This is a genomic window from Lapillicoccus sp., assembly GCF_025353065.1.
Lineage (GTDB): Bacteria > Actinomycetota > Actinomycetes > Actinomycetales > Dermatophilaceae > Lapillicoccus.
Genome location: NZ_JANXRJ010000079.1, coordinates 1 through 14,842, shown reverse-complemented (window position 1 = coordinate 14,842; position 14,842 = coordinate 1). Strand labels below are relative to the sequence as shown.

The following is a 14,842-nucleotide window of genomic DNA, read 5'->3' as shown; positions in this document are numbered from 1 at the left end:
ACCCGCTCAGCCGCCTGCACCCGCTCAGCAGACTCAGCAACCTCGCCGAACTCGCCAGACTCGGCAGACTCGGCAGACTCGGCAGACTCCGGACCGTCAGCGGCAGGCGACGTCTCGCCCTCACCGCCGCCGTCACCGCCGCCGATACCGAAGTCCTTGTCCATACCCCCGACACTAGACGCGACCACCGACAGACCCACTTCGTCGCGAATGCCCGAATCTCGTTGCGCACCAACCTCATACAGGCAAGTCGGCGTGGCGGTATCCGCCATTCAGCACCCCGCTCCCACCCTCACCCGGCTGAGGTCGCGCATCCGCGGTGAGGTCGCGCTCCTGAGTGCGCGAACTCACCGCAGATGCGCGACCTGGGCGGGTCGGCGGGTCGGCTGCTCAGCGATCGCGCGTGTACCGGGAGACCGGCTCGACCGCGGTTTCTGCTGCTGAGGCATTCACCCGGTCCGGGTCTCCCCCTCCGGCGAGACCCGAACCGGTGAGGCTCGCGGGACACCCCTGCATCCCCGCGAACCTAGATCAATGGTGCGGGGCGGGCGCGTGGTGCAGAACGGGTGAACGTCTGTTCCCTGCTCATCCGTTCGGCCGGTGCCGCCTCACGACCTCAGCACGACCTCAGCACGACCTCAGCACGACACCATCACGACACCGGCTCCGGGCCAGGTCCCGTCAGCGGGCGGCCTGGGTCCGCCGCAACCACAGCAGACCGAGCACCGGGAGCACGAGAGGCACGTAGCCGTAGCCCGAGCCGAAATGTGACCAGACGGTCTTGTCGGGGAAGTCCGCGGGCTTGAGGTAGGAGACCAGCCCGACGACGAGCACCCCGGCGAGCTCGATGCTGATGGCCACGCGCGCGACGCGGGCGGAGGTCCGGTCGCCCCGCGCCAGTGCGACGGTCGCGACGAGGTAGATCACCGCCGCCAGCGCCGACAGCAGGTAGGAGACCGGCGCCTTCTGGAAGTCGGCGATGATCTGGACCGTCGCCCGGCCGGTCGCCGCGAGCGCGAAGAGGGCGTAGAGGGCGACCAGCACGATGCCCGGCCCCTTACCCGTCAGCTGTCTCCCCGCTGCCTCCCCACTGTTGCTGGCAGGGCTCTCGTTCTGGCGGCCAGCAGGGCGGTCGGCAGGAAGGTCCGACGAGGACCCGGGGGTGGGCTCAGGCATGGGGGGTCCAGATCTGGTTGAGCCGGCCGATGAAGATGCCGACGACGAAAGCCGATCCGACGACGACTCCCATGGCCCAGCGTGACTTGTCCTTGATGGCGAGGAAACCGGCGAAGGGGGCGATGAACGGGACGGTCAGCAGGTAGGCGTAGAAGACCGGTGCCTCGAAGTCGCGGTTCGCTCGCGCGCCGAGAACGACACCGACGACGGCCTGGACCAGCAGGAGCACCTCGAGCACCCCGAGCACCAGGAGCAGGCGGTCGTCGAGGATCCGGTCGCGGACCGCGTAGACCGCGGCCAGGAGACCGAAGAGCACGCAGACCACGATGACGACGGCGGAGAGCCAGGACAGCACTCCGACAGCGTAGTCAGCGCCTACTCGTCGGCCACCGTCAGCGCCGTCGGCGGCACTGTGGGCCCCGCTGTCGGCCCTGCCGGCCCCGCGGTCGGTCCCGTGGTCGGCTTCGTGGTCGGCAGGTTTGCTGATGGGCGTCGGAGCCGGTTCGCGAGCCCGCTGGCTCGCTGCGCCGGCCGGGTCACGGCGGCGGCGACCGCTTCCGGGGCACCGACGACGACGACGCGGTGCTGCGCCCGGGTGACGGCGGTGTAGAGCATCTCCCGGGTCAGCAGCGGGGACTCGGCCGGCGGCAGCACCAAGGTCACGGCTCCGTACTGGCTGCCCTGGCTGCGGTGGACCGTCAGCGCGTGCGCGGTCTCGACGTCGGCGAGCCGGCCGAGAGCGACCTCACGGCCCGGACCCGGGGCGCCGTCGGTCATCCGCGCGACGAGCGCCGACCCGTCGGCGGACCGCCGGACGACGACACCGGAGTCGCCGTTGAACAGGTCGAGGCCGTAGTCGTTCGCCGTGACGAGGAGCGGCTGACCGGCATACCAGGGCGGGAGCCAGTCGACCCTGAGGCGCTCCTGGAGCCAGCGCTCGACGCGCCGGTTCCAGTGGCTCACCCCGTGCGGTCCGGAGCGGTGCGCCGTCAGGAGCCGGTGCCGGTCGAGCGCCGCCACGCAGGCCGTGGCATCGCCGGTCTCGGCGGTCTCCAGCAGGGCCAGCGCCTCCCGCCGCACGAGCTCGTCGGCGGCGCCCTCGCCGACGAGGGCGACCGCGGGATCGGCCGCGAATGCCGCGAGCGTGGCCTCCACGTCGCCGCGCCGGATCGCGTCGGCCAACGCCCCGATGGCCGAGCCGAAGCGTCGGGAGGACCCGAGCCGGACGACGAGCTCGCTGTCGTGGCCGAGGCCGTCGACGAGATCCTTGAGCACGGCGCCGGCGTCGACCGAGGCCAACTGGTCGGCGTCACCGACGAGCACGAGCCGGGCGTCGGGCCGCATCGCCTCGAGGAGGCGCGCCATGAGGGTGAGCGAGACCATCGACGTCTCGTCGATGACGACGACGTCGTGCGGCAGCCGGTTGCCCCGGTCGTGCCGGAATCGGGTGCTCGAGCCGTGGCGCCACCCGAGCATCCGGTGCATGGTCGTCGCGCTGATCTGCTGCAGCGCCTCGCGGTGGGTGCTCGGGAAGTCGGCCCGTTCGGTCGCCGAGCGCAGGGCCTGGGTCATCCGGGCCGCCGCCTTGCCGGTGGGTGCCGCGAGCGCGATCCGCAGTGGCCGGTCGCTCGCCGACATCAGCGCTCCCAGGAAGCGCGCGATCGTCGTCGTCTTGCCGGTGCCCGGACCGCCGGTGACGATGCTCGTCCACTGCCGACAGGCGACGTCCGCCGCCTCACGCTGCTCGCCGTAGTCCGGGTCGGCGTCGTCCCGCCGCGGGGGGAAGTGGACCGCGAGCGCGGCCTCGAGCCGGGCCTCGTCGAGCAGGGGCGCCACGGCCGCTCGGCGGACGTTCAGGTCGTCGACCACCTGGCCCTCCTCGGCCCAGTAGCGATCGAGATAGACCAGGTCACCGTCCACGTGCACCACCCCGGCCGTGACCAGCGGGCTCACCGTGAGAGCGGCGCGCCATTCCGTCACCGGCGGCCAGGTGAGCCCGCCTGCGACTTCGGCGACGGTGGTGAGGTCGAGGCAGACCGACCCCTGCCGGACCGCACGGACCACCAGCGCCACAGCCAGGAGCACCCGCTCGTCAGGCTCGCCGACGGCGCGACCCAGGCGGGTGGCGACGTGCAGGTCGGCCGCGTGCAGCACGTCAGCGAGGTTGAACGCACGCAGGAGGCCGACGCCGCGCCGGGCGACCCGACGGTCGTCGAGGTCGTCGATCGGGGTGAGGTCCGGCCCGGACCGGAGCGAGGATGGGCCCTGGGGTTCGGGGGGAGGTTCCGGAGCAGGTTCCGGAACAGGTTCCAGCGCAGTGGTCACGACGAGACCTCCGCGCGGCGTCCGGCCAAGGGGACCGTGTCGGGCGTGACGATCCCGTCGAGCAGGTCGGAGAGACCCTCGACGAGAGCCACCGGCGGGCGCCACGAGAAGACCCCGCAGGTCTCGCCGTCGATGACCGGCGTGTCCGGACCGCACATCCCGCGCACGTAGAGGTAGAGGACCCCACCGAGGTGGGTTTCAGGGTCGTAGTCGCTCAGCCGCCATCGGAGGAACCGGTGGAGGACCACGGCGTAGAGCAGGGCCTGGAGGGGATAGCTCGAGTGACCCATGGCAGCGGCGAGCCGATCGGGGCGGTAGTCGTCGGAGGTGAGCCGCGCCCGCCCGCCGTCCCGGGTGTCCGGGCCGGTGGGGCCATCGAGGTCGTCCAGATCGTCGAGGTCACCGAGCCAGTTCGTCTTGTAGTCGCAGACGACGTAGCGGCCGCCGACCCGCAGCACGAGGTCGAGCGACCCCGAGAGGTAGCCGCGCAGCGCCTGCTCGTATGCCGGGTCGTCGACGACGTCGGCGTAGGACGCCAGGGGGTCGTCGGCGTCGAGGTGACGACGCAGCAGGGCCGCGAGGTCGCGCAGCGTCCCTCCCCCGCCGCGTCGGGCCGCCGCCGCGAGGTCGTCGCCCCCGCCGAGCGGGAGCTCGAAGTCGAGCTCCTGCATCCGGTCGCCCACGCTCACCTGCCGCAGCGTCGTCGGGGCCAGCGGCCCCAGCGGCGTGTCGCAGACGGCGACGAGGGCGTCGGCAAGGAGCTCGGCGTCGAGGTCGACCGGCCAGCGGACGAGCTGCTCACCGACGTGGTGCCTGAGCTCGGCGCGCCAGTCGCCCTGGCGCTCGGGTGCGGCCGGGTCGGCGTGCTCGAGAACGGCGTGGACGAGCGACCCGAACGTCGCACCCACGGGGAGATCGGCCATCGGCGACCGGACGGGCTCGCGCACGACGAGCGGGCGGCTCTCGGGAGTGGTCTGATCCGACTCCGCGGACGCGGCCTCACCCGCCTGCTCGCGTCTCCCCTCGAATACCGTCGTCATGATCGGTGGTTCGTCGGACCGGGGTGCGTCCTCGGGCTCGCTGGTCGGGCCCAGGGTCGCCGGGTCCCCGGCTTCCGCAGCAGCGTTGCTCAACGCGGTGTATGAGGTCCGCGTCCAGAGGCGGTCGACGGCGCGGGTGAACGGCCGCGCCGTGAGTATGCCGCCCGCGAGCGGCGTCGGGGTCGGCCCGGCCGGGGTCGGCTCGGCGCGTTCGACCGTGGCCCCACCCTCGGCCGCCCAGCGCCGCAGTCGCTCGATAGCCGTGCGGTCGTCGGGGAGCTCGACCCACCGGGGGGTCTCCCGGTCTCCCGGACCGCGACCGAACAGGACCCGGTGGAGCGGCGCGGACCACGTGTTCTTCGCGCTGGGGAACCACCACGTCACGACCTGCGACTGGGCCCGCGTCAGGGCGACGTAGAGGACCCGCAGCTCCTCGTCGAGCTCCTCGTCGCGGACCCGGGAGACCACGTCGGCGGTGGGATCGCCCCCGACGTCGAGACACCGGGCGCCGAGCTCGTCGTGGTAGAGCAGTGTCCGGGGGGTCGCGCCGACGTAGAGGTCGTTCACGGTGGGGAGGTAGACGACCGGGAACTCGAGACCCTTGCTCGCGTGGATGGTGAGGACCTGCACCGCCGAGGCGTCGCTGTCGAGGCGGCGGGCCCGTTCGGCAGCCACCGCCGACCGGTCGTCGGTCATCTGGTGACGAAGCCAGGAGACCAGGGCGACGAGCTCGAGGCCGTCCCGGCTCGCCACGTCGTGGAGGGCCTCGCCCGCGTGACGCAGGTCGGTCATCAACCGCTCGCCGCCGACGAGGCCGAGGACTCGGGCGGCGAACGTCCCGTCTGCCGATGCGGTCTCCAGGACCGCGGCAACACCTCGCTGGCGGAGCAGCAGCGCCCAGTCGCGCAGGGTCTCGGCCACGCCGTCGGTGAGGTCCGCACCGCCCTCGTCGAGCTGCTCCGCCGTCCGCCCGAGGAACGGGGTCAAGGCGGCGGCGCGCACCCGGTCGGTGCGGTGCGGCTGTTCCATCGCCTCGAGCAGGGTCAGCCAGGACTGGGCCGCCTCGGTCCGGAAGACCGACCCCGAGCCCGAGACGACGCTGCGGATCCCGACCTGCGCAAGAGCCTCGGCGACGGTGTCGCACTGGGATCCGGTGCGACAGAGGACTGCGACGTCGCGCGGCAGCAGGGGTGCTCCGCAGAAGGTCGCGTTCGAGGCCAGCAGGGCCAGCACGTCGAGGGCGAGGTCCTTCGCCACGTGATCGCGCAGGACCCCGATCGCCACACCCTTGGTGCCGGGTTCGCCCAGGAGGTAGCGGTCGGCGACGCGCAGGCGGAAGGGCTCGGGGTGCGGCGCCCCGACCAGTCGGGGCTCGAGGTGTCGTGCCTCGACGTCACGCACGACGATGCGGTCGTCGCCGAGGCCGGCTCCGCGCAGCATCGCCAGCAGGCCCGACACCAGGGCGCCGTCGCTGCGTTGGTTGGTGCCGATCGTCGCCCGCATCGTGGCTGTGTCCGCAGCCGCGAGGTAGGTCACGATGTCGCCACCCCTGAACGCGTAGATCGCCTGTTTGGGGTCACCGATCAGGACCATGGTGGCGACCCCGCTGAAGGCCCGGTCGAGCACCTGCCACTGCACGGGATCGGTGTCCTGGAACTCGTCGACGAGCACGACCTTCCAGGTCGCGCGCATCCTGGCGCGGGCCGGGGCGCGGTCGTCCGCGAGCGCCGCCGCCAGCTGGCCGAGCAGGTCGTCGTAGCTCAGCACGCCCAGTCGTCGCTTGCGGCGCTCGAGCTCGGAGCGCACCCGCTCGCCGAAGGCCACCCGCGCGCCCACCGGGCTGTCCGGTGCTGCGCCGGCCGGCTCGAGACGAGCCTGGGGGTCGGAGACCGCGGCGCGGGCGATGGCCAGTGCGGTCGGGAGGGTCAGTGGAGGCCGACCGGCCGCCCCCGCGTAGTCCTCGACGTAGAGGTCGGAGACGACCTCGACAAGGAGGTCGTCGAGGTCCTCCACGAGGTGGGCGGCGGCGTCGGTGTCACCGGCGACGCCGAGCCCGGCGAGCACCAGGTGGCAGAACTGGTGCGTGGTCGCGATCGTCGCCGAGTCGAAGTCGGCGAGCGCGGCTCGGACCCGGTGCTGACGCAGCGCCAGCTCCTCCGGCGAAGCATGGAGCAGCAGGTCGAGCAGGGGCAGGATGCGCTCGTCGAGCTCGTCGAGCTCGTGCGGATCGAGCCCGGCGCCGTCGCGGTGGGCGAGCACCCGGCCGGCCGCGACCAGCTGCTCGCGCACGCGTTGCCGCAGCTCCTGGCTGGCCACCCGCCCGAACGTCACCACGAGCATCTCGTCGAGCCGACACACCCCCTCGGCGACGTAGCGCGTCACGAGGGACGCGATGGTCCACGTCTTCCCCGTGCCCGCGCTGGCCTCGAGCAGCGTCGTGCCGACGGGCAGGGGATCCGTGATCGAGAACGTCGGCAGGTCGTCGACCCAGCGCGCTCCCTCGTCCTCTCCTCCGCCGACCGCCGCTGCGGAGGGTTGCGGGCCGGCGCTCACGGCGGGCCCACGCTCCAGGGCACTCACAGCAGCACCGTCCGCTCTCGCGCGAGGAGGGGTTGCCAGAGCCGCACGGCATACTGACCCAGCCGTGAGGAGGCGTCGTTCCAGCGCTCGTCGCGCCGGGCCAGGCCCTTGACCTCGGCGAAGGACGCGCGGCCGCGGTAGGCCACGAGGTATGCCGGGTCGTCCTGCTCGCCCGGCACCGGCGCGTTGCGATCGGTCTCCCACGCCTGCCGGGCGGGCCAGTCCTCGGCCCGGCGACGCGACGCCGCCTCGGCCCACGCGTGACCCGTCTTGACCGGCAGCGGGACGACCTCCCGCATCCCGCGGTCGTAGGTGTCGACGAGGTCGGCGAGCAGGCCCCGGACCCCCTCGTCGAGCGGCCCGACCGTGGCCGCCTTGGGACACCGGTCGCGGCCGCCGGACCACCCGACCGCGGCCGCCGACCACGGTGTGCCGGGACAGGCGGCCGTGAGGACGACGAGGTCGAGCCACGTGGCGAGTCGGTGCTTGGGCGCCAGGGTCGAGTAGTGCACCCGCACGATCTGGTCGCCGCGCACGTCGGGCACGACACCGGTCAGTCGGCGACCGTTGCCGAGGTCCACCGTGACGTCGATGCTGCGTGACGGCTGTGACCGGAGCCCGGCTGTCCCTCGGACGAGGGCGACCGCCTTGCCCGCGACGTCCTTGACGAGGGGCTCGGCCAGGGCCCCGGGAGGCAGCTCACCGCGGCGCTGCTCCGCGTCGAAGACGACCTGCTCCGCGACGCCGTCGAGCAGCCGACGGAGCATCCGGTCGCCGATCCCCCACTTCTGGAGCCCGTCGAGGTCGAGCGGCATCGCGTCGTCGGGCTCCTCGATGTCGCGCGGGACCGCGAGGTCGAGACGCCGACGCAGGAAGGCCCTCGCCGGATCGGCGAAGAACTCCTGGAGGTCCCTCAGGGCGAGGTCCGCAGCCGGTCGGGCCGGCAGGGGCCGGGAGAGGAAGGGCAGGCGGAGGGGTGGCCGACCAGCGGCGACCGCCGCGGCCACGGCTGCCGCCGCCGTCGCCCCGACCAGCGCGGCGCGGTCGAAGCTGAAGGCCGCGGTCCCACCGAGCGCGCCGGGCGTGAGGTTGCGCTCGTCGTAGGGCTGGAGCGGGTGGCGGACCAGAACCCGGTCACGCACCCCTGTGGCGCCGGCCGGCGCGACCGTGCCGGCCGTCGTCCGCACGGTGGCAGTGGTGTCGAGCGCGTCGAGCAGCTCGCCGAGGGGCACGGCCGGCGGGCGGTCCTGACCGGTGACCTCGTTGGCGCCGGTATAGGTGATGACCAGTCGCTCCCTCGCGGAGAGGACGGCATCGAGCAGCAGCTGACGGTCCTCGCTGCGGGCGTCGCGCTCCCCGGTGACGGGGTCGCGCAGCATGACGTCGTCGCCGTCGAGGCTCGTCGCCCGCGGGAACACGCCGTCGTCCAGCCCGACGAGGCAGACCACCCGGTGCGGCACCGAGCGCATCGGCACCATGGTGCACACGGTGAGGGCACCGGTCCGGAAGTTGGCGCGCGTGGGTCGCCCACCCGACCGCTGCTCGAGCAGCGCACGCAGGTCGGCCAACCGCAGCGGCGGTCCGTCGCCGCCGGCGGAGGATGTGGCAGCAGCCGAGACCGCGGCCAGCTCACGCTCGAACTGCGCCACCTGCCAGGCATCGCGTGCGGACGCGGAGCCGAGGCCACGCACCCCGTCACGCAGGAGCTCGATCCACTCCCCCACGCCCGACGCGGCCTGCATCGCCCCGACCAGCGCCTCGAGCCGGTCGACGAGCTCGGCGAGCCGACCGACGAGGTCCACCTCCGCGCTGGGGACGTCGTCGAGCGGGAGGACGTCGCCGACGAGCGACTCGTCCTCGCTCATCGCGACTCCGACGAGCAACCGGTCGAGGCCCGCCCGCCAGGTGTTCTGGGGGAACTTCTCCAGTCCGTATGCCGCGCGGAGACCGTCGCTCAACCCCCACCGCACGCCCGACTGCTCGGCCCACGACGTGATGGTGGCGATCTCCTTGTCCCCCAGAGCGAACCGGTGACGCACCGGGGCGGTCGACGCGAGGTCGAGGACCTGGCTGAGGGTGGCCCGTCCGCCGGCGATCTCGGTGACGTGGGTCGCGAGAGCGATGAACGGGTTGGTCTGGGCCAGACCGCGGTCGGCCAGCCGCAGTCGGAGCCGGTGCGCAGGATGGAGACGGTGCGACAGGCCCGTGGAGGACTGCCGCGCCTGCGACAAACCCGCCTGCGACGGACCCGGCCCCCCGAGCCCGAACGCCGCCTGGAAGAGCGGGGCGTAGGTGTCGATGTCGGGACACATGACGAGGATGTCGCGCGGCTCGAGGGTCGGGTCGTCCTCGAGCAGCCCGACGAGCACCTCGCGCAGGACCTCGACCTGCCGGGACATGCCGTGAGCGGCGTGGACCTGCACGGTGCGGTCCTCCCCGGAGAGGACCCGCGCCTCCCGGATGGCGGCATCGGGCACCGTGTCGGAGCGCAGGTCGGCCTGCAGCCACCCGAGCAGGGACGGGCTCGCCCCGGCCGCCGGGGCACCGTCGACCGCCGAGGGATCGTCGACCGCCGCCGGCCCGAGCGCCACGAGCGACCGCCGCAGCTCGCGGGTGTCGCGGCCGAGGGCCGACAGCAGCGGGTGGTGCACGGAGGCCGCGGACGTGTCGTCGTGCCTCGACACGGGACCGTCGGCGACGACCGGTCCGAGCGTGCGCCACAGGGCGGGCGACGGGGTCGGCAGCCAGAGGTGGACCTCGCGGACCTCGGCCACGGCACGCACCAGCTCGATCTCGGTGACGGGAAGGCGGGTGTGGCCGAACAGCGAGAGCCGGTCCGGCAGTGCCAGTGCCCGACCGTCGCGGATCCCCTCGACCGCCGCCCGATGACGCTCGTGCGGCGCCACGCCTCCCCCGGCGGCGACCGCCGCCACGACGAGTCGCCACAGGTGCGGCTGCCACGCGAGGTCGCCGGCGAGCGCACCGCCGGCGCCGTCGGTGTCCTCGCCCCCGGACCACGTGGACCAGTCGGCGACGAGGCGGGGGCGCTGCACGGCATACGTCGAGAAGAGGCCGGCGAGGCGGCGCGCCACCGACCAGCGCCGGTCCCGGCGGAGGTCGCGGTCGTCTCCCGTCCGCTCCTCGCCGAGGTGTCGCGCGAGGGTGGCGCACCACGGCTCGTCCAGGGAGGCGTCGATGGCGGCCAGCACCGACCAGACGAGCCGGTCGGGGTCCCAGGGGTCGGTCCGTTCGGTGCCGGTGAGGAGGGCGACGAGCGACCGAGGACTGACGAAGCGGACGCCCGCGCACACCCCGTCGGTGCCGCGCGGCCCCACCCCCAGCCGGTGCGAGAGCCGCTGCGTCAGCCACCGTTCGACGCCCTTCGCGGGCACGACGACGAGCTCCTGCGCGAAGGGGTCGGGCAACGGGTCCGCGAGCAGCGCCGCCAGGCCGTCGGCCAGCCGGTCGGTGCCTGCCGCCACGTGCACCGTCATCCCCGTGATCCCCATGTCTGCGACCCTAGTGACCCCGACCGACAGCCGGGTCTCGGTCGGCCCGGTGGGCGCGGCCGGCTCGGTCGGCGCGGTCGGCCCGGTCGGCGCCGCCACCCGCAGCCTTTCCGCTCGGCCCGACTTGACTTCGAGCGCACTCCAAGGCAGATCATGGAGGATGACACCCACCCCGTCGGCCACCCTCGCGCAACCGGCCACGCCCACCCCATCGGCCACGCTCACCGGCCCGCGACCGGCAGCCGCCCGCCTCACCATCGCCGAGGCGGCCGAGCGCACCGGCCTGACCACCCACACGCTGCGCTACTACGAGCGCGACGGCCTCATGCTCCGTGCGGTCGAGCGGACGAGCTCGGGCCACCGCGCCTACGGTGAGGGCGACCTCGTCTGGATCACCCTGCTGACCTGCCTGCGAGCCACCGGTATGCCGATCCGCGAGGTCAAGGTCTATGCCGAGCTCGTCCGCTCGGGCGAGGGCAACGAGCTGGTCCGCCTCGACCTGCTCCAGTCGCACCGCGCCCGGGTGCTCGCCCAGCTGGCCGAGGTCACCTCCCACCTCGGCGCCATCGACAACAAGATCGGCGTCTACACCGCAAAGCTCGAGGCTGCGGGGCTTGACTTCGAGCGCGCTGCAACCGGTTGACTCGGGGCATGACGAACACCAGCACCCACCAGACCGGCACCACCCTCCCCTCGCGCTCCCTCGGGCTGCACGACCCGCTGACCGTCGGGGCCATCGGCCTCGGCTGCATGGGGATGTCGGAGTTCTACGGCACCGGCGACGAGGCTGAGGCGACCGCCACCATACACCGCGCCCTCGAGCTCGGAGTGACCCTCCTCGACACCGCCGACATGTATGGCCCCTTCACCAACGAGCGTCTCGTCGGCGCCGCCATCGCCGGCCGTCGCGACGAGGTCGTGCTGGCCACGAAGTTCGGCAACGAGCGCGCCGAGGACGGAACCCGCCTCGGGGTGAACGGTCGTCCCGACTACGTCCGCCGGGCCGCCGAGGCCTCGCTGCAGCGCCTCGGCGTCGACCACCTCGACCTCTACTACCAGCACCGCGTCGACCAGAACGTGCCGATCGAGGAGACCGTCGGCGCGATGAAGGAGCTCGTCGAGGCCGGCAAGGTCCGCCACCTCGGGCTCTCGGAGGCCTCGGCCGCGACGATCCGCCGCGCCCACGCCGTCCACCCGATCACCGCGCTGCAGACCGAGTACTCCCTCTTCACCCGCGACCTCGAGGACGAGATCCTCGGGACGATCCGGGAGCTCGGGATCGGGCTGGTGCCCTACTCGCCGCTGGGTCGCGGGCTGCTCACCGGTGCCATCACCGACCCCTCCACCCTCGAGGAGGGCGACTCGCGCCGGACCGCCTACTTCCCGCGGTTCCAGGGCGAGGCCCTCGACCGCAACCTCGCGCTCGTGGCCAAGGTCCGCGAGATCGCCGCGACCAAGGACTGCACGCCCGGGCAGCTGGCTCTCGCCTGGGTGCTCGCCCAGGGCGCAGACATCGTGCCGATCCCCGGCACCAAGCGGGTGCGCTACCTCGAGGAGAACGTCGCGGCCGCCTCCGTCGAGCTCACCGCCGCCGACCTCGCCGACATCGAGACCGCCGTGCCGCGCGGCTCGGTGGCCGGCGAGCGATACGGCGACCTGTCGAGCATCGACGCCTGAGGTCGCGAGGGGAGGAGCCGGTCAGCCCCCGAAGGCCGGCTTCTCCTTGGCGAGGAACGCCCGCACCCCTTCGGCGAAGTCCGCACTCCCGTATGCCGCCTCGAGACGAGCATCGTCTGCCGCCGGGTCGTACCCGGCCACCCCGTCGCGCAGCTGCGCCTTGGTCGTCTCCAGGGTGAGCGGCGCGGCGAGCCGCACGCCCTCGATGACGGACCACACCTCGGCCTCGAGGTCCCCGGGCGCGACGACCGACAGCACGGCTCCCACGGCATACGCGCGCTCGGCGGTGACCAGTCGGGAGGCGAGCAGCATCTCCCGCGTGACCGGGTCACCGAAGACCGCCGCGCAGCGCAGCACGATGGGCGCCGACAGGGCGTTGCCGAGGGTGCGGGCGATGGGGTAGCCGAACCGCGAGGCCGGCGTGCAGATCCGCAGGTCGCACATCGTGGCGACGGCGAGCCCCCCACCGACGCAGATGCCGTCGATGGCCGCGATCGTCAGCTGCGGCAACGCATCCAGTGCCCCGAGCACGCGACGTATGCCGGCCTCGTAGGTCACTCCGTCGGCGCCGGACGTGAACCCGAGGAACGACGAGATGTCGTTGCCTGCGGCGAACGCACGGCCGCCCTCGCCGCGGACCACGACGACCCGGACCGACCGGTCGCCGGCCACCTCGGCGCAGAGGTCGAGCAGTGCGGCATAGATCGCGTCGGTGAAGGAGTTGTGCTTCCCGGGGCGGTTGAAGCTCAGCTCGACCGCGCCCGGCGCCCGGCGCACGAGCACCTGACCGCCGGCCCGCTCGTCAGGCGGACCCCAGTCGGGAGGTGGCGGATCACCATGGTGGGCCTGGTTGCTCGCGGTCATGCGCCGAGCATAGGGAGGTGGTGCGCCAGCCCGCCGTCAGCCTGTCGCCCTGCGGCTCACCGGGCTCGCGACGAGCCGAGGGTCGCGACCGCCGACACCTGCCGTCCCGTCACCCGGACCTGGGTGCACCCGAGGGTGACGTCGCTCCCGGCCCCGACGTTGACCCCGACCACGCACACGAGATGCGGCCCCGGGCCGGTATCGACGGCGGCGGCATACCCCGTGCCCACCGGTGCCCCCGGGTAGGCGAGAGCGACGTCCGGGCGCGAGCCGGTGGCGGAGGCGCTGCCCCGCACGATGCCGTCGACGAGGATCCGCACCGAGGCCGCAGCCATCGTGTCCGGGTCGGTGACCCAGCCGCTGAGGGTGACGCCGTAGGCCGTGGCGGTGATCGCGTCCAGGTGTCCCATCGGGCTGGCCGCGACCACCACGTCCTGACAACCGAGCGAGGTGTCCGAGCCGGCGCCGACGTTGACGGCAGTGACGCAGACCGCGTGGGTGCCGGGAACCGCCGCCACGGTGAGGCCGAAGCCGTGGGCGCTGCCTGCGCCGGGGAAGGCCGCGCCGACGTCGGGGCGCGACTGGTTCGCCGTCACGGTCGTCACCACACCGTCGACCGTCACCCGCACCTGGATCGGGCCGGTCGACTCGGGGTCGAAGGCCCAGCCCCGCACGCTGAGGCTCCGGTATGCCGCGCTCTCGGCGTCGACGACCCCCAGGGGGGAGGTCGGCGGAGGGGTGACGGCCCCGAGCAGCGCTCGCCAGGTCGCCACGTCGAGGACACCGGACACCGGGATCCCGGCGCCGGACTGGAGGGCCTGGACAGCCGTGGTCGTCGACGCGGTCCACGAACTGCCGGCCACGCCGAAGCGCGCGTTGACCACGGCCACCGGAGATCCGGACGTGCCCGGTCGCAGCAGCATCCCGGAGAGCGGGATGAGCTGGCGGGTCATCGTCGAGGCACCGCTCGGGACGAGGGGGAGCGGGACGGTGGGACAGCTCGTCGACCGGGCTGCGGTGTAGGGCGGGGCAAAGGTGAGGTCGGGCACGCGGCAGGGACCGTAGTCCGGGGTCGCGACCGTGCCGGTCCAGTAAGAGGTGCGCCGCATCGCGCCCTCCCACGACAGGGAGAGGTGCACGTGGTCGCGGTGGCAGGCGGTGTCCATCGAGCTCTCGGGGTGGGCGGCGCAGGTGGAGTAGGGGCGCCAGCCGTCCGACGGGCTGTAGGCGCCCCAGATCTGGTTGTTCCAGATGATGTACATGATGCCGAGACGGCGGGCATTGGCGAACCCGTTGCCCTGGGCGTCGGCGGCGATGAGCCAGCTCGTGAGGGCGTTGCCGCGCGCGAGCCCGTCGGGGGTCCGCACGGTCGTCATCCAGTCGACCGCCCGGCCGTCGTAGTGCTCGCTGATGCTCCCGTCGCTGGCGCACATCCGCACCGTCCCCGCCGTGGTGCCCGGGTAGGTGGTGGTCAGCAGGGCGGCCAGGCTCGCGGTGCCCGGCTTGAGCGCCATGTCGCACGACACCTGCGGTACGTAGACCGCGCCGGCCTCGATGCCGGCCATCGGCCGCGGGGCGGGCGGCACGGTCACGGCGGCCGTCGTGTTGGCCGTCGTGTTGGCCGTCGTGTTGGCCGTCGTGTTGGCCGTCGTGTTGGCCGTCGTGTTGGCC

General features: G+C 73.3%; 10 protein-coding genes. 2 read left to right on the top strand and 8 right to left on the bottom strand.

Annotated features, from left to right (window positions below; translation table 11 throughout):
- Positions 1 to 681: 681 nt before the first annotated feature.
- Genes Q0R63_RS06865 through recC form a run of 5 tightly spaced genes read right to left on the bottom strand, consistent with a single transcriptional unit; the run spans position 682 to position 10,630 of the window.
- A complete protein-coding gene (locus Q0R63_RS06865) occupies positions 682 to 1,176 on the bottom strand; it encodes a hypothetical protein (protein WP_295695640.1) in 495 nt (164 codons plus the stop codon).
- A complete protein-coding gene (locus Q0R63_RS06860) occupies positions 1,169 to 1,531 on the bottom strand; it encodes a hypothetical protein (protein WP_295695638.1) in 363 nt (120 codons plus the stop codon). Before Q0R63_RS06860 ends, Q0R63_RS06865 begins: the two co-directional genes overlap by 8 nt.
- 20 nt (positions 1,532 to 1,551) lie before the next feature.
- Positions 1,552 to 3,501 (bottom strand): exodeoxyribonuclease V subunit alpha, encoded by a 1,950-nt coding sequence (gene recD / locus Q0R63_RS06855; RefSeq protein ID WP_295695636.1) that lies wholly within the window; start codon positions 3,499 to 3,501, stop codon positions 1,552 to 1,554.
- Positions 3,498 to 7,121, bottom strand: a complete 3,624-nt coding sequence (locus Q0R63_RS06850; protein WP_295695634.1) for a UvrD-helicase domain-containing protein — start codon at positions 7,119 to 7,121, stop codon at positions 3,498 to 3,500. Before Q0R63_RS06850 ends, recD begins: the two co-directional genes overlap by 4 nt.
- Complete coding sequence (gene recC, locus Q0R63_RS06845; protein ID WP_295695632.1) at positions 7,118 to 10,630, bottom strand: exodeoxyribonuclease V subunit gamma; 3,513 nt, start codon at positions 10,628 to 10,630, stop codon at positions 7,118 to 7,120. Before recC ends, Q0R63_RS06850 begins: the two co-directional genes overlap by 4 nt.
- A gap of 160 nt (positions 10,631 to 10,790) precedes the next feature.
- Here recC and Q0R63_RS06840 point away from each other — a divergent pair, with 160 nt between their 5' ends.
- Together Q0R63_RS06840 and Q0R63_RS06835 are read left to right on the top strand one after the other, a co-directional pair.
- Positions 10,791 to 11,273, top strand: a complete 483-nt coding sequence (locus Q0R63_RS06840) for a MerR family transcriptional regulator (protein ID WP_295695630.1) — start codon at positions 10,791 to 10,793, stop codon at positions 11,271 to 11,273.
- Positions 11,274 to 11,281: 8 nt separating this feature from the next.
- On the top strand, positions 11,282 to 12,307 hold the full coding sequence (locus tag Q0R63_RS06835; RefSeq protein ID WP_295695628.1) for an aldo/keto reductase: 1,026 nt from the start codon (positions 11,282 to 11,284) through the stop codon (positions 12,305 to 12,307).
- Between the two features lie 21 nt (positions 12,308 to 12,328).
- Here the strand turns inward: Q0R63_RS06835 and Q0R63_RS06830 are convergent, their stop codons facing one another.
- The 3 genes from Q0R63_RS06830 to Q0R63_RS24530 all read right to left on the bottom strand — a co-directional run.
- The gene (locus Q0R63_RS06830; protein WP_295695626.1) at positions 12,329 to 13,171 is read right to left on the bottom strand and encodes an enoyl-CoA hydratase-related protein; all 843 of its coding nucleotides are present in this window, start codon (positions 13,169 to 13,171) and stop codon (positions 12,329 to 12,331) included.
- Between the two features lie 56 nt (positions 13,172 to 13,227).
- A complete protein-coding gene (locus Q0R63_RS24535; RefSeq protein ID WP_366521083.1) occupies positions 13,228 to 14,094 on the bottom strand; it encodes a peptidoglycan-binding domain-containing protein in 867 nt (288 codons plus the stop codon).
- A gap of 665 nt (positions 14,095 to 14,759) precedes the next feature.
- On the bottom strand, positions 14,760 to 14,842 hold an 83-nt coding region (locus tag Q0R63_RS24530), incomplete at its 5' end, for a PT domain-containing protein (protein WP_366521082.1).

Coding starts and splice junctions, on each gene's coding strand:
- Q0R63_RS24535 (WP_366521083.1), bottom strand. CDS start 14,094: ATGCTGCTGCGACCGGGCACGTCCGGATCTCCGGTGGCCGTGGTCAAC.
- Q0R63_RS06835 (WP_295695628.1), top strand. CDS start 11,282: ATGACGAACACCAGCACCCACCAGACCGGCACCACCCTCCCCTCGCGC.
- recC (WP_295695632.1), bottom strand. CDS start 10,630: ATGGGGATCACGGGGATGACGGTGCACGTGGCGGCAGGCACCGACCGG.
- Q0R63_RS06840 (WP_295695630.1), top strand. CDS start 10,791: ATGACACCCACCCCGTCGGCCACCCTCGCGCAACCGGCCACGCCCACC.
- Q0R63_RS06830 (WP_295695626.1), bottom strand. CDS start 13,171: ATGACCGCGAGCAACCAGGCCCACCATGGTGATCCGCCACCTCCCGAC.
- Q0R63_RS06865 (WP_295695640.1), bottom strand. CDS start 1,176: ATGCCTGAGCCCACCCCCGGGTCCTCGTCGGACCTTCCTGCCGACCGC.